Origin of the sequence: Promicromonospora vindobonensis, assembly GCF_042685865.1 — a bacterium.
GTDB classification, from domain to species: Bacteria; Actinomycetota; Actinomycetes; order Actinomycetales; family Cellulomonadaceae; genus Promicromonospora; species Promicromonospora vindobonensis.
In genome coordinates this window covers 1,456,089-1,477,695 of record NZ_JBHUOG010000001.1, presented here as the reverse complement: position 1 = coordinate 1,477,695, position 21,607 = coordinate 1,456,089, and the positions used below count along the sequence as shown (strand labels likewise).

15 protein-coding genes are annotated in these 21,607 nt (G+C 71.8%); 10 read left to right on the top strand and 5 right to left on the bottom strand.

The annotated features are described in order from the left end of the window. Positions 1-5: 5 nt before the first annotated feature. A complete protein-coding gene (locus tag ACFS27_RS06730) occupies positions 6-1,007 on the top strand; it encodes an ABC transporter permease (RefSeq protein ID WP_377181233.1) in 1,002 nt (333 codons plus the stop codon). Beyond that, on the top strand, positions 1,000-1,983 hold the full coding sequence (locus tag ACFS27_RS06725) for an ABC transporter ATP-binding protein (RefSeq protein ID WP_377181231.1): 984 nt from the start codon (positions 1,000-1,002) through the stop codon (positions 1,981-1,983). The genes ACFS27_RS06730 and ACFS27_RS06725 overlap by 8 nt, the downstream gene beginning before the upstream one ends. Positions 1,984-2,114: 131 nt before the next feature. Here ACFS27_RS06725 and cysC read toward each other — a convergent pair whose 3' ends face one another. Together cysC and ACFS27_RS06715 are read right to left on the bottom strand one after the other, a co-directional pair. Next, positions 2,115-3,422: an adenylyl-sulfate kinase gene (gene cysC / locus ACFS27_RS06720; protein WP_377181229.1), complete on the bottom strand. Its 1,308-nt coding sequence runs from the start codon at positions 3,420-3,422 to the stop codon at positions 2,115-2,117. Further along, positions 3,419-4,489 carry a sulfite exporter TauE/SafE family protein gene (locus ACFS27_RS06715; protein ID WP_377181227.1) on the bottom strand — a complete coding sequence of 357 codons (1,071 nt, stop codon included), beginning with the start codon at positions 4,487-4,489 and terminating at the stop codon, positions 3,419-3,421. The genes cysC and ACFS27_RS06715 overlap by 4 nt, the downstream gene beginning before the upstream one ends. 245 nt (positions 4,490-4,734) lie before the next feature. Between ACFS27_RS06715 and ACFS27_RS06710 the strand changes: the two genes are divergently transcribed. The 4 genes from ACFS27_RS06710 to ACFS27_RS06695 all read left to right on the top strand — a co-directional run bounded on the left by ACFS27_RS06710 (position 4,735) and on the right by ACFS27_RS06695 (position 10,201). Further along, positions 4,735-5,613, top strand: coding sequence for a 3'(2'),5'-bisphosphate nucleotidase CysQ (locus ACFS27_RS06710; RefSeq protein ID WP_377181225.1), 879 nt, complete (start codon positions 4,735-4,737; stop codon positions 5,611-5,613). 3 nt (positions 5,614-5,616) lie between these two features. Then, the gene (gene cysD / locus ACFS27_RS06705; RefSeq protein ID WP_377181223.1) at positions 5,617-6,519 is read left to right on the top strand and encodes a sulfate adenylyltransferase subunit CysD; all 903 of its coding nucleotides are present in this window, start codon (positions 5,617-5,619) and stop codon (positions 6,517-6,519) included. Then, a complete protein-coding gene (gene cysN / locus ACFS27_RS06700; protein WP_377181221.1) occupies positions 6,519-7,841 on the top strand; it encodes a sulfate adenylyltransferase subunit CysN in 1,323 nt (440 codons plus the stop codon). Before cysD ends, cysN begins: the two co-directional genes overlap by 1 nt. Positions 7,842-8,026: 185 nt before the next feature. Next, positions 8,027-10,201, top strand: coding sequence for an acyltransferase family protein (locus ACFS27_RS06695; protein WP_377181219.1), 2,175 nt, complete (start codon positions 8,027-8,029; stop codon positions 10,199-10,201). A gap of 116 nt (positions 10,202-10,317) precedes the next feature. On the opposite strand, the gene ACFS27_RS06690 is transcribed toward ACFS27_RS06695, so the two are convergent. After that, complete coding sequence (locus tag ACFS27_RS06690) at positions 10,318-11,817, bottom strand: S8 family peptidase (RefSeq protein WP_377181217.1); 1,500 nt, start codon at positions 11,815-11,817, stop codon at positions 10,318-10,320. Positions 11,818-12,032: 215 nt separating this feature from the next. Here ACFS27_RS06690 and ACFS27_RS06685 point away from each other — a divergent pair, with 215 nt between their 5' ends. Further along, positions 12,033-14,135, top strand: a complete 2,103-nt coding sequence (locus ACFS27_RS06685) for an acyltransferase family protein (RefSeq protein WP_377181215.1) — start codon at positions 12,033-12,035, stop codon at positions 14,133-14,135. Positions 14,136-14,229: 94 nt separating this feature from the next. Beyond that, positions 14,230-15,573 (top strand): CHAP domain-containing protein, encoded by a 1,344-nt coding sequence (locus ACFS27_RS06680; protein ID WP_377181213.1) that lies wholly within the window; start codon positions 14,230-14,232, stop codon positions 15,571-15,573. Here ACFS27_RS06680 and ACFS27_RS06675 read toward each other — a convergent pair. Next, positions 15,552-16,535, bottom strand: a complete 984-nt coding sequence (locus ACFS27_RS06675) for an acyltransferase family protein (RefSeq protein WP_377181211.1) — start codon at positions 16,533-16,535, stop codon at positions 15,552-15,554. The two genes, ACFS27_RS06680 and ACFS27_RS06675, sit on opposite strands and share 22 nt — an antisense overlap. Positions 16,536-16,546: 11 nt before the next feature. Then, on the bottom strand, positions 16,547-18,913 hold the full coding sequence (locus tag ACFS27_RS06670; RefSeq protein WP_377181209.1) for an acyltransferase family protein: 2,367 nt from the start codon (positions 18,911-18,913) through the stop codon (positions 16,547-16,549). A 267-nt stretch (positions 18,914-19,180) separates the two neighbouring features. Here ACFS27_RS06670 and ACFS27_RS06665 point away from each other — a divergent pair, with 267 nt between their 5' ends. Next, on the top strand, positions 19,181-19,861 hold the full coding sequence (locus ACFS27_RS06665) for an FMN-binding negative transcriptional regulator (protein ID WP_377181207.1): 681 nt from the start codon (positions 19,181-19,183) through the stop codon (positions 19,859-19,861). Beyond that, complete coding sequence (locus tag ACFS27_RS06660; RefSeq protein ID WP_377181205.1) at positions 19,858-21,459, top strand: amidohydrolase; 1,602 nt, start codon at positions 19,858-19,860, stop codon at positions 21,457-21,459. Before ACFS27_RS06665 ends, ACFS27_RS06660 begins: the two co-directional genes overlap by 4 nt. Positions 21,460-21,607 lie beyond the last annotated feature (148 nt).

The following is a 21,607-nucleotide window of genomic DNA, read 5'->3' as shown; positions in this document are numbered from 1 at the left end:
GCACCGTGAGCACACCTACTACCGACGCGGCAGCGCCGGCCAAGCCTGCCGCCGGTGGTGGCGGAGCCAAGAAACCGCCGCCACCGCTCGTCCCCAGAACGACGTCAGAGGAGCGGCTGGCCCTCGCGAAGCAGTACGGGCTCCGGCCTCTGAACGTGCGCCCCCCGCTGGGCGAGTACATCCGCGACCTGACACGCCGCTGGGCCTTCATCCGGGTCCTGGCCACGTCCACCGCGTATGCCAAGAACCAGAACAACTACCTGGGCCAGCTCTGGGCGGTGCTCAACCCGATCCTCAACGCGGCCGTCTACGTGCTGATCTTCGGCGTCCTGCTGGGCCTCAGCCGTGGTGTGGACAACTCGATCGCGTTCATCGTGATCGGCGTCTTCATGTACCGGTTCGTCGAGGCCTCCGTGACCGGCGGCGCCAAGTCGATCAGCGGCAAGACCCAGCTCCTGCGCTCCTTGCACTTCCCGCGCGCGGTGCTGCCGATGTCCACGGTGCTGTCGCTGCTCACCACGCTCATCCCTGCGATCGTGGTGATGTGCGCCATCACCCTGCTGAGCGGGTTCCTGCCCGGCTACGAGATGATCCACGTGACGTGGTGGTGGCTCCTGCTGCCCGCCGCCGTCGCGCTGATGTGGATCTTCAACACGGGCCTTGCGTTCATCATGGCGCGGTTCGTGGCCAGCACACCGGACATCGAGAACGTGCTGCCCTTCATCATGCGCGTGGTGATGTACGCGTCGGGCGTGATCTTCCCGGTGCTGACCTTCGTCGACCGGCTGCAGATCTCCGAGACGGGGAAGGCGGTCGTCGGCGGCATCCTCGAGTACCAGCCCGTCGCCGTGTACCTGTACCTGGTGCGCTCCGTGCTGATGCAGGAGGAGGAGATGTTCCCGCACAGCGGCCTGATGTGGGCGCTCGGCGGCGCGTGGGCCGTCTTGTTCTTCGTGATCGGGTTCATCGTCTTCTGGCGCGGCGAGGAGAGGTACGGACGTGACTGAGGCCGACGAGCACATGGACTTCGACCTCGAGGTCGAGCCGGAGGACGAAGGGCAGGAGGCGCTCGAGACCGAGCTGGGCGACCCCTGCCTCGTGGTGGACGACCTGCACGTCGTCTACCGGGTGATCGGCGGCCGGGCCAAGCGGGAGGCTGAGAAGAAGGGCGCCGAGATCCACGAGGTCGAGGTCAAGGTGCCGTTCCACAAGCGGTTGCTCCAGGCCGGGCGCCGGCACGTGGGCGCGGTGAGCGAGGTGCACGCCGTCCGGGGCGTCTCCTTCACCGTGCGGCACGGCGAGTCCGTCGGGATCGTCGGCGTCAACGGTTCCGGCAAGAGCACCATGCTGCGCGCGATCGCCGGGCTCATGCCCCCGAAGTCGGGCAGCGTGCACGTCTCGGGCGAGCCGTCGCTGCTCGGCGTCAATGCTGCGCTCATGCCGCAGCTCACGGGTGAGCGCAACATCATGATCGGCGGCCTGGCGCTCGGGCTCACGCCCAAGCAGGTCGACGAGAAGTTCGACGAGGTGGTGGACTTCGCCGGGATCGGCGACTTCGTCTACCTGCCGATGAAGACGTACTCGTCCGGCATGGGCGCCCGCCTGCGGTTCGCCATCTCCTCGGCGGCGTCCCCGGACATCCTGATGATCGACGAGGCCCTCGCCACCGGCGACGCGGCGTTCAAGGAGCGCAGCAAGTCGCGCATCGAGGACGTGCGCTCGAACGCGGGCACCGTGTTCCTCGTGAGCCACTCGATCTCGACGATCGAGGCCATGTGCACGCGCGTGCTGTGGATGCACCAGGGCCAGCTGGTCATGGACGGTCCCGTGCACGAGGTCGCCGACGCGTACAAGAAGTTCGTGCGGGCGCAGCGTCCCGGCATGGGCCCGGCCCGCCGTCGGGCGCTGCAGCGCAAGCGGGCTGCCGAAGAGGCGGCGAAGAAGAAGGCCGAGGCGGCGGAGCAGGCGAAGGCCGACGCATAGGTACGGGAGGCGGCCGAGACGCGGGCCGCCACTGTGCCGAGGGAGACGTGCAGCGAGGTAGCCACCCGGTCCGATCAGGGTGACTACCTCGCTGTACGTCTACCTCGCTGTACGTCTACCTCGCCGTACGTCTACCTCGGCGGGTCAGCCAGCAGGGACGTGAGATGGCGACGGACCGTCTCGACAGCGTCGGGCACCGGTACGTCGGTGGTGTCGATGACCAGGTCGGCGTCGTCGGGCTCCTCGTAGGGCGAGGAGATCCCCGTGAACTCTGCAATCTCTCCGGCCCGCGCCTTGGCGTAGAAGCCCTTGCGGTCGCGGGCCTCGCACACCGCCAGCGGAGTGCTGATGTGGACGAGGACGAAGTGCGCCCCCGCCTCCTCTGCCAGCGTCCGCACCCTCGCCCGGCCGGCCGCGAACGGCGCGATGGGCGCTGCGACGGCGATGCCGCCGTGCTTGGCCACCAGGGCAGCCACGTACCCGATGCGCTCCACGTTGGTCTCGCGGGACTCCCGGTCGAACCCGAGGCCCTTCGACAGGTGGTGCCGTACCTCGTCGCCGTCGAGCAGGGTGGTTCCAAGGCCGTCGTCGTCCAGCTCGGCGGCCAGCGCACGCGCCACCGTCGACTTGCCCGAGCCGGACAGGCCGGTGAAGAACACGACGGCGCCCCGGCGGTGGACGCCCTTCGTCGCGCGGATCACCTCGGCGGCCGAGGCGGGCGGGTACAGCGCCCGCACCGCGTCGTCCTGCACGCGGGGCAGGGCAGCAACGCCGGCGGCGGTCGCGGGGGAGCGTCGCGCTGCGAGCGTCTCGACGCGCGCGGCGCCGTAGGCGGCCCCCACGTCCTCCAGGGCGGTCCCGCCCAGTCCCGACCACGGCACGACGACGGTCCGCACCCGCGCGGCGGTGCGCTCGGCCAGCGTGGCGGCCAGGCCCGAGGCCGCACGCACCAGCCCGGGAGCACCGACGGCGCCGGCTTCCGGGGCGCGCCGTGCGACCGGCACGAGCAGCAGCACCGTGCTGGTGGGCGTGCCGGCGGCCCCCTCCGTGCCACCGCCGGTGACAAGGGCTACGGCGGTGTCGGACTCCTCGCAGGTCGGTACCTCGGACACGAGCAGCCCGACGCTGTTCTCGGCGTCGTCCCCCGTACCGGTCTCCAGGTCCGCCCGCACGTCGCGGGCAGGCCGGCGAACTGCGGGGTCCCACTGCGGGCCGATCGCCGCGGCAACGGGCTTGAGCGGCTCGAGCACGTCGGGCAACGCGCCGGGCCGCGCCGTCAGGCGGGCCAGCGGGGTGTTCTCCGCGTCGGTCAGGACCACGTCGGACGGGACGCCGGGCAGGGCCGCCGTGAGGACCGTCGGCGGGACGGCGCCGCCGAGCGCCAGCTCGAGCAGGTCCAGCTCGTCGTCGGACAGGACGCGGGCGGGGGAGTCGGTCATCTGCGGGGGCTCGTTTCTGCCGGGTCTTCGGCCGGGTCTTCGGCCGGGTCTTCGGCCGGGTCGTCTGCTGGGTCGTCGGTGGTGTCGCCTGCGGATCCGTCCGAGGCGCCAGGGGCACTGTCGGCGCGGACCCCGGCCGGCTCCTGCGGGACCGAGTCTGCTACGGGTGCGGCCGAGCCGGCAGCGAAGCGGCGCTTGACCAGGAACCAGGTGAGGTTGCCGAGCACGAGGGCGGCAGCGGCGGCGCCGAGGACCACGGGGAGGCTCGCGCCCAGCAGCTTGAGCGCCGAGGCCAGCAGGAGGATTGCCAGGGCACGGCGGATGATCCCGCCCGGTGCACGCGAGGACACGTGCGCACCGAACCACGCGCCGGGGATGGCCCCGATGAGCAGGGACGTCGTCAGGCCGAGCGAGAAGTCGCCGTACAGGATGTGCCCCAGCGACGCCGCCGCGACGAGCGGCACCGCCTGGACCAGGTCCGTCCCGACCAGCTGCGACGCCTTCAGCGCCGGGTAGAGCAGGAGGAGCACGACGATGACGATCGAGCCCGCGCCGACCGACGTCATGCCGACCAGGAGCCCGGCCAGGGCGCCGAGGAGCGCGGTGGGGAGGGGACGCACCACGAGCTCCCGCGGGGCGGACGGGCGGGCGGGGCCCTCGCCGAACGCCGACCGGCTGCGCACCATCTGCAGGACCGCGCGGACCACGAGGCCGGCGGACGCGATGAGCAGGGCGACGCCGAGCACCCGCAGGAGGGCCGTGTCGAAGGAATCGCCGAACGGCAGCACCTTGATGAGGAGGGCGCCGGAGAAGGCGGCGGGGACCGATCCGACGCACAGCCAGAGGACGAGCTTGAGGTTGACCGTCTTGCGGCGGAGGTGCACGAACGCGCCCGCCGGCTTCATGAACAGGCTGGCGACCACGTCGCTGGAGACGGCGACGAGCGGGTCCACGCGGAAGACGAAGATCAGCATGGGCGTCATCAGCGCGCCGCCGCCCATGCCGGTGAGCCCCACGATGAAGCCGACCAGCAGCCCACCGACGATCAGTGCCGGGTCGATGCTCACGGGCGAGCTCCCTCGCTGCTCGGGGCCACACCCGTCTTAATTCCGACGAACTCGGTCGGCTTAAAGGGCATGCGTGTTCCTGGGTTGTCGATCAGCATGGAACTGGCCCCCTGACAATGGATCGCATGCACGAATGGTAGCCTCGGCGCGTTCGCCGGAGTTCACCCCGCTACCGCCTGGAAGCCCGTCCTGGGCAGGTGTCGTTCGCGGTGGACCACCCGAAGATTCCGCAGACCTGGAGATCGATGAACGCGCCGTCCCCCACGCTTCCCTCGGCGTCGCTCGACGACGGCACCCTCGCGAGCGCACTGGCCTCGGGAGCCGCGGAGGTGCTGCTCGCGCTCCGCGCCGAGGTCGACGCCTCCGGTGGCTCCTTCGTGGCCAAGGAGTTCAAGGACGCGGGCGATGCCGCCGCTCAGGCCTGGCTCGCGGCCGCGCTGGCCGCCGCTCGGCCCGCTGACGCCCTCCTCTCCGAGGAGGCCAAGGACGACCTGTCCCGCCTCGATGCGGACCGGGTGTGGATCATCGACCCGCTCGACGGCACCCGCGAGTTCGCGGAGCGGCACGCCGACGGGTCCGTGGCCGGGCAGTGGCGCGACGACTTCGCCGTGCACATCGCCCTCTGGGAGCGCGGCCCCGGGCTGACGGTCGGCGCGGTCGCACTGCCGGCCCGCGGACAGGTCCTGGCCACGGGAGACGGTGCGGTGCCGGACGGCGACAGCACCACCGCCGTGCTGTCCGGGAGCCGCCCGCTACGGATCGCGGCCAGCCGCAGCCGTCCGCCCGCGTTCGTGGCAGCCTTGGCCGAGCGGGACGACGTCGAGCTCGTGCCCATGGGCTCTGCGGGCGTCAAGATGATGGCGGTCGCCGACGGTACGGTGGACGCTTATGTCCACGGCGGTGGGCAGTACGAGTGGGACTCTGCCGCCCCCGTTGCCGTCGCCCGGTCCAGGGGACTCGTCTGCACGCGTCTCGACGGATCCGAGCTCGAGTACAACCGGGAGAGCCCCTGGCTCCCTGACCTGTTCGTATGCCCCCCGGCACTGGCTCAGCGCTTGCGCGAGCTGCTCGACACCGTTGGTGTCGTGTCCGTGGTCGGGGCAGATAGCAAGGAAGGTGCTTAAGGAGTGAAGAGTCACGTCCTGAGCCAGCTGCGCAGCCTGGAGGCCGAGAGCATCCACATCATGCGTGAGGTGGTCGCCGAGATGGAACGGCCGTGTCTGCTGTTCTCCGGCGGCAAGGATTCCATCGTCATGCTGCACCTCGCCGTGAAGGCCTTCGCGCCGGCGCGCGTCCCGTTCCCGATCATGCACGTCGACACAGGGCTGAACTTCCAGACCGTGCTCGACTGCCGTGACCGGTGGGTGGAGCGCACGGGAGTGCAGCTCGTCATCGCCTCGGTGCAGGAGGGGATCGACCGGGGTCTGGTCCAGGAGGAGCCGAACGGCTCCCGCAACCGGATCCAGACGCCGGTGCTGCTCGAGGCCGTGGAGAAGCACGGCTTCGACGCCCTGTTCGGCGGTGGGCGCCGCGACGAGGAGAAGGCCCGTGCCAAGGAGCGCGTGTTCTCCTTCCGCGACGACTTCGGCCAGTGGGACCCGAAGAACCAGCGCCCGGAGATCTGGAGCCTGTACAACGGCCGGGTCCACCAGGGCGAGTCCATCCGCGTGTTCCCGCTGTCCAACTGGACCGAGCTGGACATCTGGGCCTACATCGAGGCCGAGGAGATCGACCTGCCTGACCTCTACCTCGCCAAGGAGCGCGAGGTCGTGGAGCGCGGCGGCATGCTCTTCGAGGTCAACGGCTTCACCCCGCTCAAGGACGGCGAGACCGCCGAGGTCAGGTCCACGCGCTACCGCACGGTCGGCGACGCGAACCTCACCGCGTGCGTCGCGTCCGAGGCGAGCACGCTCCACGCCGTCGTCGAGGAGGTCGCCGCGGTCCGTCTGACCGAGCGCGGCGCCACGCGCGGCGACGACAAGGTGAGCGAGGCCGCCATGGAGGACCGCAAGAAGGAAGGCTACTTCTGATGACGACGACTCTGCCCGAGGACACGGGCGCCTCCGAGACTCTCAGCGAGGTCGTCAGCGGCGACCTGCTCCGGTTCGCCACGGCCGGCTCGGTCGACGACGGGAAGTCGACGCTGATCGGCCGCCTGCTCTTCGACAGCAAGTCGATCTTCGCCGACCAGCTCGAGTCGGTCGAGCAGGTCAGCAAGGACCGTGGCAACGACTACGCGGACCTGTCGCTCCTGACGGACGGCCTGCGCGCCGAGCGTGAGCAGGGCATCACCATCGACGTGGCGTACCGCTACTTCGCGACGCCCAAGCGCAAGTTCATCATCGCGGACACCCCGGGCCACACCCAGTACACGCGGAACATGGTCACGGGCGCCTCGACGGCGGACGTGGCGCTGATCCTCGTGGACGCCCGCAAGGGCGTCGTCGAGCAGTCGCGCCGGCACACGTTCCTCGCGACGCTGCTCGGTGTGCCGCACGTGGTGGTCTGCGTGAACAAGATGGACCTGGTCGACTACGACGAGCAGGTGTTCGAGCAGATCCGCGCCGAGTTCACCGAGTTCGCGTCGCGCCTGCGGGTGCCCGACCTGACCTTCATCCCGGTGTCGGCCCTCGTGGGCGACAACGTCGTGACCAGGTCGGAGAAGATGCCCTGGTTCGACGGCTCGCCGCTGCTCAGCCACCTCGAGCGGCTGCACGTCGCGTCGGACCGCAACCTCGTCGACGTCCGGTTCCCGGTGCAGTACGTGATCCGGCCGCAGCAGAACGACGCACGGGACTACCGCGGCTACGCGGGCACCGTCGCGTCCGGCGTCATGAAGCCCGGCGACCGGGTGCTGGCCCTCCCGGCCGGCCTGGAGACGACGATCGAGTCCATCGACACGGCCGACGGCCCGGTCGACGAGGCGTACCCGCCCATGTCGGTGACGGTGCGCCTGGCGGACGAGATCGACATCTCGCGTGGTGACATGATCTGCCGCCCGAACAACGTCCCGACGGTCACGCAGGACGTCGACGCCCAGATCTGCTGGATGGACGAGTCGGCGTCGCTGGTGCAGGGCAAGAAGTACGCGATCAAGCACACCACCCGGTGGGCACGGGCGATGGTGAAGACCATCAACTACCGCGTCGACGTGAACACGCTGCACCGCGACGAGGAAGCCACCGAGATCAAGCTGAACGAGATCGCGCGCATCAAGATGCGCGTGACCAAGCCGCTGTTCGTGGACTCCTACCAGGCCAACCGCCAGACGGGCGCGTTCATCCTCGTCGACGAGGCGACCAACAAGACCGTCGCCGCCGGGATGATCGGTGGGGCGGCACACCAGTACTGAGCAGCCGGGCCGGAGTGGCAGGACCGTGACGGGCGCCGTTACGGAATCCTGACGCTATCCGCGCCTCCGTAGGGCCGCTGACCTGGGTCAGCGGCCCTACGCTGTGCTGAGGTGGTCTTTTGCCGAGGACGTCTGTCCACGTGATGTGTGACCACGGTTCGCAGACCGACTCCGAAGGACCACAGGTGACCGTTGTCTCCAGCCCGCCGCCCATCTCAGGTGGGCCGACGGGTGTTGACGGGACGGATGGCGGGGCGCCCGGCGCCCCGGTAGCCGCTGACCGGCCCGCTGCGCGCCGACGGACCACGCACATTCCCGAGCTGCACGGCCTGCGCGGTCTGGCGCTGGCCCTCGTCGTCGCGTTCCACCTGTTCGGCGACGGCCGGGTGTCCGGCGGCGTCGACGTCTTCCTCGTCGTGTCGGGATTCCTGGCGACCGGGTCGCTGCTGCGCCGCGCCGAGCGCCGCGAGCTGCGCCTTGGCGAGCACTACGGGCGGACGTTCTCCCGGCTCGTCCCGCCGGCGCTCGTCGTGCTCGTCGCGACCGCCGGCCTGGCCTGGTGGGTCATGCCGCAGGGCGTCTGGGCGCAGACCGGGCGCGAGATCCTCGCCTCCGCCCTGTACTACGTGAACTGGGAGATGATCTCGGGACAGCTCGCCTACGGCGCGGCCGGCCCGCAGACCAGCGCGCTCCAGCACTTCTGGTCGATGTCCGTGCAGGGCCAGTTCTTCCTGGCCTGGCCGATCGTCGTGCTGATCGTGGCCGCGCTGGCGCGGCTGCTGTGGGTCAGCGCCCGCCAGCTGCTGCTCGTCGTGGTCGTCGGCATGGTGGTGGCGTCGTTCGTCTTCGCCCAGAACCTGCACGCGCTGGACCAGCCGGTCGCCTACTTCCACTCCTGGGCTCGGTTCTGGGAGCTCGGGGTCGGTGGTCTGCTCGCCGTGGTGCTGCCGTGGCTGCGGGTCCCGGGGTTCCTGCGGCCGGTGCTCGGCTGGGTCGGGCTCGGGCTGGTCGTCTCCAGCGGCTTCGTGCTCGACGGTGGTGCCCTGTTCCCCGGCGAGTGGGCCTGGTGGCCGGTCGCGGGCGCGCTGCTCGTGCTCCTTGGCTCCGGCGGACCCGCCTGGGGCCCCCGGGGCCTGTTGCAGGTGGCGCCGCTGCGCTTCGTCGCCGACATCTCGTACGCGCTGTACCTGTGGCACTGGCCCCTGCTGATCGCCTACCTGCACTACACGGGGCTACCCCGGGTGGACTGGCTCGGTGCCGCGGCGATCATGTCGACGTCGGTCGTGCTGTCGTGGCTCACGACGAAGCTCGTGGCCGATCCGGCGCAACGGTTCCGCGAGGCGTTCGGCAGCGGCCGTGCTCTCACGGCCGCTGCCGTCAGCGTCGCGCTCGTCGCGGGGGCAGCCCTGGGCGGGCTGACGGTGCTCGACCGGCGGGACGCCCAGCTGCTCGCGGCGGCAGCGGACGTCGCAGCCGACACCGGGCCGGACCAGTACCCGGGTGCGCTCGCCCTGAGCCCCTCCCACCAGATGCCGGTCCCCGACGACCTCGACGTCCAGCCGGCGCCGGCGGTGGCGGCGCTGGACCTGCCCGCCGTCGACGACGAAGGATGCATCCAGGGCAACGTCGTGACGCCGGGCTCGGACGCCCCGCTGCTGTGCACGCTGACCGACCACCCGGACGCCGACCACGTGGTCGTCATGGTGGGCGACTCGCACATCGTCCAGTGGACCCCTGCGATGAGGGAGATCGGCCAGGACGAGAACTGGCAGGTGCTGCTGCTGGCGCGGCGTGGCTGCCGGCTCGCGGCTCCCGTCGGAACCGCAACAGGTCTCGACCGGTGCTGGTCGTGGCGCGTCAACGCGCTGGAGCTGCTCGAGCAGATGCGGCCCGACGCGGTGATGGTCGTCGGCAGCCGCACCTCGCCCACCGGCGTCGGCGACAAGGTGATCCCCGCCGAGTCGCGTGCCTGGCGGCAGCTGGCCGGCGCGGGCATCCGGGTGATCACGCTCCGGGACAACCCGCGGTTCACCTTCCAGGTGCCGTCCTGTGTCGAGCAGCACCCGGACGGCGTCGGCTGCGGGCGTGCCCGCGCGGAGGTGTACGCGCCCGTCAACCCGGTCGAGGACACCCCGGGGGTGCCGGAGTCGGCGGTGCACATCGACCTGTCCCGGTACATCTGCGGGGTGCAGCTCTGCGCCGGCGTCGTCGGCAACGTGCTGACCTACCGCGACGACAACCACATGACCGCCACCTACGCGGCGACTCTCCAGCGGCCCCTGCGCCGCGCCCTCCAGGTGAAGGCGGGCTGGCTCTTCGTCGACCCGATGCGCAGCCCGGCGATCCAGACGCGCTTCTGACCGCCGAGGCGGTCACCCGGCGACGTGGCACAGGCAGCGAGGTAGTCACCCAGAGCATGCTGAGTGACTACCTCGCCGGATGACTACCTGCCCGGATGACTACCTCGGCTGGATCGTCAGTGGGTCACCGCGTCCAGGGCGTCGGCGATGCCGTCACCGTAGAAGCTGTTCTCCTCGAGCCCGCCCACGCAGGCCGGCCCGGCCGTCGTGGTGGTGCACTCGTGGTCGTCGGCCTGGGCGCGGACCGCCGCCTCCAGCTTCGCAGGGCTCCAGCGCGGGTGCTCCGACTTCATGAGCGCCAGCACGCCCGCGACGTGCGGGGACGCCATCGACGTGCCGCTCTTGAGGTCCCACGTGCCGTCGAGCTCGGTGGACAGGATGGCGCTGCCCGGGGCGGAGACGTCGATCTTGCCGAGGCCGCGGTTCGAGAACGAGCTCAGGTTCCCGGCCTGGGTCAGCGACGAGACCGTCACGACGCCGTCCAGCTCCGCGGGGATGTCCTCGCAGCCGGAGTTGATCACCCGGTCCACGGCGGTCGAGTCGTTCGGGCTCGACGCGTCCGTGGTGTTGTTGGCCAGGTCGGTGGCGGCGTTGCCCGCCGCGGCGGCGTGCACCACACCGCGCTTGGTCGAGAAGTCCACCGCGCGGCGCACGGCTTCCTTCGCGGCCTGCTGGTCAGGCTGGTCCTCGCACCAGTACATGAACGGGTCGATGTAGTACGAGTTGTTCGTGACGTCCATGCGGTTCATGCCCGCCCAGATGAAGCCGCAGATCGCGTACTCGGGGTAGATGAACCCGTCGTCGTTCACGACCTTGACCGAGGCCATCTTGACGCCCGGCGCGACGCCGACGATGCCGACGCCGTTCTGTGCGGCGGCGATGGTGCCCGCGACGTGCGTGCCGTGGTCGGACGTGGTCGGCAGCCAGCCGGTCGCCGACATGTCCGGCCTGCCGCCGTCGGTGCAGTTCACCGACGAGTCGGCGTCGACCTGGGTCGCCAGGTCCGGGTGTGACGCGTCGATCCCGGAGTCCAGCACGCCGACGACGACGTCGGACGAGCCGGGGTTGATCGCCAGGGCCTGGTCGGCCTTGATCATCTCCATGTCCCACTGCGTCGCCTCGCCCGGGTCGGGGACGGCGGTCGTGCCGGCCGGCTCGTCGACGGTCCAGCCGGTGGTGTCCTTCTTGGCCTGACCGACCACGGTCTTGCTCTTCTTGGCGCCGACGGCAGTGTCCGCGCCAGGTGTGCCCTCGGTGGGGCTGACGGTGCGGGTGGCACCGACGGACTCGACGACGCCGACCCGGTCGGCCGCGAGCACGTCCTCGCGGAACGACCCGTTGGCCGAGTGCGCGACGATCACGCCGATCTGCGACCAGGCCTGTACGACGACGCCGTCGGCCCGCTGGATCGCCTTGATGGCGAGCGCGGTGTCACGGCTCCTGGTGTCCTCCGTGTTGACGACGTAGGAGAACAGGGCCCCGTCGGGTGTGACGATCGGGACGGGTGTTGACTCCGGCTCGTCCGCCGCGTACCCGGCGCCGGTGCCGAGCGCGGTGAGCGCGAGGGTCGTCGCGGTAGCGACGGCGAGTGCTCGCCGGGAGTGGGAGATGCGCATGGATCACTCTCCTGGATGAAGACGGGCCCCCGGGTGGGGCCCGTACCGCAACCTACGCGTCCTGGCAGAAATTGCCCACCGCTCCTCCACAGTTGAAACGGAAGGAAAACTCGAACTCTTCACCGCCTCGCAGAGCGATTTCACCCGGGAAATTCACCCTTTGTGGCACAGTGGTCCCTTCTGGTTCCCCGAGATGAAGAGCGCGACGACACGACATGACGGCAACGACGACCACGCCCGCCGCCACGCCGAGCCGGGTGGCCGAGCCCTCGGTCCGCCCACGGAGGTTCCGCCCGGAGGTCCAGGCCCTGCGAGCCCTCGCGGTGCTGCTGGTGCTCGTCTATCACATCGACCCGGCCGTCCTGCCGGGCGGCTACATCGGCGTCGACGTCTTCTTCGTCATCTCCGGGTTCCTCATCACGGGACACCTGTGGCGCGAGGTGTCCACCACCGGACGCGTGAGCCTGAAGCGGTTCTGGGCAGCGCGAGCCCGACGCATCCTGCCCGCTTCCCTCGTCACCACCGTCGGCGTGATCGTGCTCGCGCTCGTGCTGCTCCCGCCGTCGCTGGTGGAGTCGTGGTGGCGGCAGGCTCTCGCCTCCGTCCTCTACGTGGAGAACTGGGCACTTGCGGGAGAGGCCGTCGACTACCAGGCGGCGACCAACGACCCGACGGCCTTCCAGCACTTCTGGTCGCTGGGCGTCGAGGAACAGTTCTACCTCGGCTGGCCACTGCTCGTGCTGCTCGCGGTCGGCCTCTGGGGCGGTGCGCGGCGCGGCGTCGCGTCGGCGAACCCGGCGGCGCTGCGCCGCATCCTGCTGGTGATCTTCGGCGCGGTCGCCGTCGCCTCGTTCGCCTGGGGCATCAAGCAGTCGATGGGCAGCGACCCGGTGGCGTACTACTCCACGCTGACCCGGGTCTGGGAGCTCGCGGCCGGCGGCATCCTGGCGCTGCTGATCCGCGACAACCAGCGGTTCGCGCCGCTGCGCAACACGCTGGCCGTGTTCGGCGTCGCCACCATCGTGGCTGCGGCCTGCCTGTTCGACGACGGGACCCCGTTCCCCGGCGTGGCCGCCCTCGCGCCGACGCTGGGCGCGTGCGCGGTGATCCTGGCCGGTCGCACCTCTGGCCCTGGTTCGTTGCGCGTCGTCGCCGAGTCCTGGGCCGTGCAGCGCACCGGTGACATCTCGTACTCGCTCTACCTGTGGCACTTCCCGGTCATCGTGTTCTTCGGCCTCTACACGGGCCGCGAACCGAGGCCGACCGACGTCCTGCTGATCCTCGTCACCTCGTTCGCCATGGCGATCGCGAGCTACACCCTCGTCGAGCAGCCGATCCGCACGGCGAGCTGGTTCAGGGCCGACGGCCGCATGCTCGTGGCGGCGCTGCTCGCGATGGTGCTCGTCGCCGGGCTCACCCTGACGCTGCCGCTGCGGGTGCAGGGCACCATCGAGCGCTGGGACAGCAACGCCCAGGCGGCAGCCGGCGAGGCGGACGAGACCATCCCCGAGGGGATCGAGGAGGGCTTCGCGCCGTTCGTCGACGGGAACACCGCGATCTCGCCCAACCCGATCAAGGCCGCAGAGGACAAGCACCCCGCGATCAAGGCCTGCCAGGCGGCGCAGCGAGCGACGGTCACGAGCATGTGCGAGTTCGGCGTCACGGACGACCCCAAGGCCACCGTCGCCGTCGTCGGGGACTCGCACGCGGCGATGTTCGCCGAGCCCGTCACCAAGGTCGCCACGGAGCGCGGCTGGCGCGTCGTCACCTACCTGCACTCCGCGTGCCCGTACAGCGCCGGCCCGCGCAACGGCAGCGGGCCGGAGGTGGAGGCCTGCTCCGCAGCCAACGAGCAGACCCGGGCCGAGCTGCGTGAGCTCGCGCCGGAGGTGGTGGTCACCAGCTTCCAGGAGTCGTACTCGCTCGCCGCGCGCGGCTCGGAGGAGCACGCCGGTGCGTCCGGCCTGGCCGAGGTCTGGAACGAGCTCGCCGACCGGGGATCAGAGGTGCTCGTGCTGCGGGACACGCCGCACGCGCGGGACGACGTGATCGAGTGCGTCACCGAGAACTACGAGGACCCCACGCAGTGCGACCAGCCGAGGGAGGACGCGCTGAAGGGCCGTGACACGGTACCGGGAGCGCTTGAGGAGGCGCCCCGCGTCAAGGAGGTCGAGTTCTTCGACTACTTCTGCGACGAGACGTCCTGCCCAGCGGTCATCGGCAACGTGCTCGTGTACCGCGACCCGAACCACGTGACCCGCACCTACATGCACCAGGTCACGGACCGGCTGCGGCAGGTTCTTCCGCGAGCGATGTGACCTCGTGCCGCCCCGCGGCCGCACATGCCCGCCCGGACGGGCGTGGCGCCGCTCGCCCTGGCGAGCCGGGCGGGACGGTCATACCCTGCCGGGCATGGAAGGACAGCGTGGTGAGTGGTCCGGTCCACGGGCAGACCGGGCAGGACGGGGCGCCAGGCACCGGCGGCGCCGGGCCGGCGTCGGGCTGGCGGTCGCCCTGATGGTCCTCGCGACCGACGTCGTGGCCGGGTCGGCCACGGCGGCACCCCCACCCGCGCTCGCGCCCGCGAACGTCGGCCCTGTCGGAGCCGCCGCGGCAGAGGCGCCCGCCGGGGCGACCGGCACGACCGTGGTGCAGGCGGCGCGGCGCAGCGCCCTCACCGCCGGCGTCCGGGAGCGGCGACTGCGCAAGGGCGAGACGTTCTGGCTGTTCGGCCGGCTGACCGTCGGCGGCTCGCCGGCGTCGGGCCGCGACGTCGTCGCGCAACGGAAGCGTCCGAACGAGTCCGGCTGGCGCACCGTCGGCAGGGACACCACCAACGGCTCGGGGCGGTACCGGGTGCGGATCCGTGCGGGCGCGGTCTACGAGTACCGGGCCATCTACCGCGGGTCGTCCACCGCCCAGGCGTCGTGGACGCCGCGAATCGGCGTGAGGCTCACGACGGCGGACCGGTCCATGACGTCACGGGCCGAGCAGATGGGCGTGGCGGTCGGCCGGCCGACCTCGGGTCTCCGGCAGGTGACGCGCACTGTCGTCTCCCGTTCGTACCGGACCGGGATCCTCGTGAAGGTGACTCGTTCCGGCCGGGCACGCACCTGGTGGGTGCACGGCGGCATCCTGAGCCAGTACCGCGACCGCGGCGGTGCCAAGGGCCGTCTGGGTGCCCCGGTGATGGACCCGCTGTGCGGCCTGGCCCGGAGCGGCTGTGTGCAGCGGTTCGAGGGCGGTGTCCTGTACGCGAACGCCGACGGCGCCACGGCGTTCACCGGCCTGAAGGGCGTCCGGGGCGAGGTGGTCGCTGCCGCGCGCTCGCAGGTGGGCTACACCGTGCGGCACGATCCCGACAACGGCGCCCGCTACGACTGGCACAGCAAGTACAACGCGTGGGCGCGCACCGACGCGCCGTGGTGCGGGCTGTTCCAGTCGTGGTTCTTCAAGGCGTCGGGGCATCCGACGCTCGTGCCGCAGTCGACCACCTGGACGGCGTACCGGGACTCGGTCCGGCGCAACCGGCCGACCGGCTCGACGCCGCGGGTCGGGGCGCTGGCGTTCGTCTCGTACGTCGCGTCGGGCGAGGCGTCGCACGTGATGTTCGTGGTGCAGGTGGCCGGCTCACGGATCAAGGTGATCCACGGCAACACCGGGGGCGGGGGCAGGCTCCCGTCAGGCCGGCGGGGTGTGGTGGAGCAGTGGGTGCCGGAGTCGCAGGTGCTGTACTACGCGTACCCGCGGTACTGACGGGACCTCGCACCCACCCGTTCCAGGGTCCCCGCCACGATGCAGCTCGCGACGAGGATCGCTACCGTGACGGCCGCGCCGAGCACCAGCGAGCGCAGCCAGCCGACCTCAGGGGTCTGCAGCGCGTCCGTGACGAACGGGTGCAGCAGGTAGACGTACAGCGAGTGCTTGCCGACGGTGCCCAGCGCCTCCCCGACGATCGGCAGGCGTGAACGCAGGGCGTCACGGAGCGGAGGCACGCACAGGGACGCGCCGAGGGACAGCACGGTGAACGCGACGACGCTCCACCAGGGCCCGGCGGCGTCGGACACGTAGACCCAGCTTCGCGCGGCGAGGCCGACGACGACGAGCGGTGCGAGCCACCACAGGCCGATGCGGGGGAGCCAGCCGTTGCGGAGCGCCACACCGAGCAGGACCCAGACGAAGTACCCGGCGTACCGGGCGTCGACGTTGTCCAGGACGATCGGGGGTACCAGCTCCTTCAGCGGTGTCTGGAACAGCAGCGCACCGGCGACGGCGGCCAGGCCGAGCGCCGTGCGCGCCCAGGCGGAGCTGTTGAGCGGTCGGCCGAGCAGGCGCAGCAGCAGCACGCTCAGGAACAGCATCGGCACGTACCAGAGGTGGAACGCGGGCCGGAGCAGCAGCACCTCGACGAACGACTGGACGTCGGTGAAGGCGTCCGGTTCCTCCAGCGCCAGCCAGAGCACACTGACCACCAGCCAGGCGGCGAGCATGCGCTTCCAGTAGTGGCGCAGCAGATCGCCCCATGGCCGGGTGCCGAACCGGGCCATCGAGATCATGTAGCCGGACAGGAACAGGAACATGGGCATGTGGAAGCCGTAGATCATCCACTTGGTCCATGAGTCGCCGACGCCCTGCCAGAACGTGTGCCCAAAGATCACGAGCACCAGCAGGATGCCCTTGAGCTGGTCCGGGCCGGGGTCGTGCCGCGTGCCGTTCATCGCGGGAGAGGTTACCGGCTGTCGCTGGGTACGTTCGTCCAGGGCTGACCGGGACCGGGCCGGTCCGGGCCGAACAGCCACGGGACCCGGGTGCGCAGCTGCTCGCCCAGGACGGGGCCGAGAGTCCGCACGTACGTGTTGGTCAGGTGGTCGTCGTCGCGGTAGACGAGCACGTTGCCGACCACTGCGTCGCACGTGACCGGTCCGCAGATCGAGTCGGTGAGGTCCAGGTGGACGGCGTCGTCCGGTACGTCGGGTGCGGTCGTCACGGGGGAGACGTCGGCGAACTGCTCGGCGCGCGGCCGCCCGCAGTCCTCGGCGGAGGCGGCGTCGGTCAGGCACTCCGGCACGAACCACTCGAAGCGCGGGTTGTCCCGGATGGTGACCACGGTGATCCCGGCGTCGTCAAGGGTGCGCCACGCCTCGACCTGGCCGGGCAGCACCTCCTCCGGCCCGCCGCCCTCGTAGGTCCGCGTGCCGACCACGACCACGACGTCGGGGCGGGCCGCGACCAGGGCGTCCAGGGCGTCCTCGTTCCAGGTGGCGCACGCCGACCGGGGCCCCACGCTGCCGTGGACCGACGTCGTGAGGCGGCAGCCGTGCTTGAACATCTCGCGCAGCTCCCAGCGGTGCTCGTGGGCGAGCGCGACGAAGGCCTCCTCGTACTGCTGCTCGTGCGAGGCGCCGGCGAGGTAGACCACGGCGGCCGGGTCGGACGGGGACACCACCGTGCACTCCAGCACCTCGGTGCCGTCGCCGCCCTGCGCACAGCCTGCGCTGTCCGGGTGGTCGTCGTACGCGACCCACGTCGCCGGCCGGAACGGGGCCTCCGGCCGTGAGCCGGTGGCGGGTGCGCCCGGCGCGAGCGCCGCGGCACCTGGATGGTCGGGCGACGGCGCGAGGAGCGCGGCGATGTCCTGCTGCACCGTCGCGTCGTGCCCGGCCGCGGCGGCCTGGGTGCCGCAGAGCACCAGCACCGCTGCGCCGGCCAGGGCTGCGAGCGTCCGCCTGCCCGACGGCGCCGTGGGAGCCCGGTGTGCGGTGTCGCAGCTCAGGGGGGACGAGCCCGCCGCAGCGGCCCTCCGCGCGGTCAGGCGGTCCGTGACCAGGGCGAGCAGCGGCTCGGCGACGTACCGCGTGGTGAGCCACGCGAGGGCCGTCGAGACGGTGAGGATCGCTGCGGCGGCCACCGGGTCCACCTGGTGGGTGTCGGCCGTCAGGAGCCAGAAGATCAGGATCGGCCAGTGCCAGAGGTAGAGGGCGTAGGAGATGCGGGCGCCGAAGCGGAGCGGAGCGCTGTCCAGCAGCCGCTCGACGCCGCGGCCGGTCGCCGTCTCGGAGACCTGCTGCCCTGCCGGAGCCGGAGCCGGAGCCGGAGCCGGAGCCGGAGCCGGAACCGCAGCCGCAGCCGCAGCCGGAGCCGGCGCGGTCGCGGTCGCGACCAGCACCAGCGCTGCACCGCCGACGGGGACGAGGGCCCAGGCGCCGGGAAACACGTGGGCGCCGTCGACCAGGAAGCCCGAACCGACCACCAGGGCGAGCCCTGCCCAGCCGAGCGCGTTGGTCAACGGGCCCTGGCGGGGTGTGCGGGCGCGGAGGGCCAGGGCGAGCAGTGCGCCCGCGCCGATCTCCCAGAACCGGGTGAACGTACTGAAGTAGGCGAGCGGCTGGTCCACGGTGACGAGCCACAGGGCGCCGGCGAACGACGCTGCCGTCGCGAGGCCGGTGACCGCGGCGACCAGCACGGCCGGGCTGGGCGCGACGGTGCCGAGCGGGATGAGTCCGGGGCGCCCGGGGCGTCCCGCGTGGCCGAGGCGCCGGGCGCAGGCGACCAGGCCGAGCACCACCAGCGGCCAGGCGGCGAAGAACTGCCCCTGCACCGACAGCGACCAGAAGTGCTGCAGCGGGCTCGTCTCGGGTCCTGCGGCCCCGTAGGCGAGCGAGGCGTGCACCAGCTCCCAGTTCTCCCAGAAGGTCGCCGACGCCCCGACCTCCCGCAGGCCCGACGACCACTCCATCCGTGGGGCGAGCGTCAGCAGGGCGACGGTGACGGCGGCCAGCACCACCAGCGCGGCCGGGAGCAGCCGAGCGAGGGTGCGCGCGTAGTGCGCCGCCAGCCGCAGGCTGCCCGCCTCGGCGCGGCGGAACAGCGTTCCCGTCGCGAAGTACCCGGACAGCAGGAGGAACACGTCGACGCCGCCCGAGACGCGGCCCTGGCCGAACAGGTGGAACGCGACGACGAGGATCAGCGCAAGGCCGCGCAGGCCGTCGACGGCGCCGATCCTCCGGGACGGGCGGGAGCGGGCGGGCGAGGCCGCTGTCGGCACGCCGGTGGCCCGCTTGCCGCGGACCCCCTCTGGCAGCTGTGTCGTATCCACGGATAACACAGTACCGCGCAATGCGTAGTAGTCCGACTGCCTGCTCGACGACTCAGCCACAGGCACTGCCACGCGGCGCGTTCCGGCACGGGCGGGGCGAGGGTGGGGGCGCCGTCGGCGCGCCGGTGGCTGGCACGCGGCCGAATGTAGGACCGGCGCCTTACGCGCAGGTGGAGCGCGGATGACGCGCAGGTCTCGATTTCACCCGCACGGCCCGTCTCCATGGGCATGTCCGCCGGGATCCGCCCGCGGTGGTTCGATGGCACCGTGATCGACAACCCCGACTACGAGATCGAGGACGAGGCCCGCGTGCGCGACCTGGTCCGTCACCACGGCTGGGCCACCCTCGTCTCCGTGGCCGACGACGGAGCGCCCGTCGCCTCCCACCTGCCGGTCCTGCTGGAGGACACACCGCACGGCGAGCCGATGAGCCTGCTCGGCCACGTCGGCCGGCCCGACGACGTGCTGCACCGGCTGGACAGCGGCCGCGAGTCCCTGCTGATCGTGCAGGGCCCGCACGGCTACGTGTCACCCGGCTGGTACGACCTGACCCCCGCCGTGCCGACGTGGAACTACGTCGCCGTCCACCTGCACTGCACCGTCGAGCTCCTCGCGCCCGCGGAGTCGTACCGGGTCCTGTCCGACACCGTCGACCGGTACGAGTCGGTCATGCCGCATCCCGTTCGACTGCCCCACGTCGAGGAGTACGCCCGGCGCATCGCCAAGGGCGCTGCCGGGTTCCGGCTGCGCGTCACCCGGTGGCAGGGCAAGGCCAAGCTGAGCCAGGACAAGCCCCGCGCCGTCGCCGAACGGGTGATCGCCGCGCTCGAGGCGGACGAGCACTACGCCAAGCCCACGCTCGCTGCCGAGATGCGGGCAGAGCTCGGCAGGCGCTCCGCAGGCACCGACGGGGGTTCGGCCGGCGGATCCACCGGCGGCGAGGCGTGAACGGCGCGGGTGGCGGGGGCGGCGCTGGTGCGAACGGCCTGGCCGAGCCGCTGCTGCTGACCGGTGCGCGGCTCGCCGGGCACACGAGGCCCGTCGACCTGCTGCTGCGGGACGGCCGGGTGCGCGCGGTCGCGCCGTCGGGCACGCTCGCCGGTGCGGACCTCGGCGCCGCCGCGGCCGGCCGCGGCCTGCGGGGCGGGCCGGTGGAGCGCCTCGACCTGGACGGCCGTACCGTCCTGCCCGGCCTCTGGGACAAGCACGTGCACCTCACGCAGTGGGCACTGGTGCGGCGTCGGCTCGACCTGTCCGGCGCGCGCTCCGCCGCCGAGGCTGTCCGGCTCGTGCGCGACCGCCTCGCCGACGGTGCGCCGGAGCATGGCTCCGCGCTGGTCGGGTTCGGTTTCCGGGACGGCCTGTGGCCGGACGTCCCCACGGCGGCGATGCTCGACGCCGTGGCGGGCTCCGTCCCCGTCGTCCTCGTGTCCGGTGACCTGCACTGCGCCTGGCTCAGCACGGCGGGCCTGCGGTTCGTCGGCGTCGGCTCGCACCCCACCGGGGTGCTGCGGGAGAGCGAGTGGCTGCCGTTGTCCGCCGTCGTCGACCGGGTGGCGGACGACCTCGCCGACACCTGGGTGGCCGACGCCGCCGCTGCTGCAGCGGCCCGTGGGGTGGTCGGCGTCGTCGACCTGGAGATCACGGACAACCTCACGGTCTGGCGCCGGCGGTTCGAGGGTGGGTTCGACGCGCTGCGCGTCAGGGCCGGCGTCTGGACGCCCTGGCTTGACGACGTCCTCGCCGAAGGCCTGCGCACCGGTGACGCACTGCCCGGCACGGGCGGCCTGCTGGAGCAGGGCCCGTACAAGGTGGTCACCGACGGGTCGCTCAACACCCGGACCGCCTACTGCCACGACCCGTACCCCGGCCTGACCGGGCCGGAGGCGCACGGGATCCTGTCCGTGCCGCCGGACGACCTGGTCCCGCTCATGAAACGCGCCCACGACGGCGGGCTGCAGTGCGCGATCCACGCGATCGGCGACCACGCCAACGCCCTCGCGCTGGACGCGTTCGCTGCGACCGGTGCGCGCGGCTCGGTCGAGCACGCCCAGCTCCTCGGCGACGCCGACCTCGCCCGGTTCGCCGAGCTCGGCGTGATCGCGTCCGTCCAGCCCGAGCACGCCATGGACGACCGCGACGTCGCCGACCGGTACTGGGCGGGGCGCACCGGGCGGGCCTTCCCGTACGGCGCCCTCGACGACGCCGGGGCCGTGCTCGCGCTGGGCTCCGACGCGCCCGTCGCCGAGCTCGACCCCTGGGTCGCGATCGCGGCGGCGGTCAGCCGCACGCGCGACGGGCGCGCCGCGTGGCACCCGGAGCAGCGGATCGGGCTGCGGACGGCGCTGGAGGCGTCGACCGACGGGCGCGGGCTGTACCCGACAGCGGGCGGGCCGGCGGACCTCGTGGTGCTGGACGAGGATCCGGTCGGTGTCGGGGCAGGGGGCGGCGAGGTCGATGCCGATGCCGCGGCTGCCGCGGCCCTGCGGGAGATGCCGGTGGCAGGCACGCTGCTGGCGGGTCACTGGACCCATCGGGCGTTCTGAGGCCCGGTTCCTGAACCGGCCACCCCTACACACCGCACGCGACACGCCGACGACACCGTGCAGCGTGTAGGGCTCGTTTCGACAACCCGCGGAACACTCCCGATACTGATCGCCGTGATGAGCCGGGGGCCGCTTGAACAGCACGGAG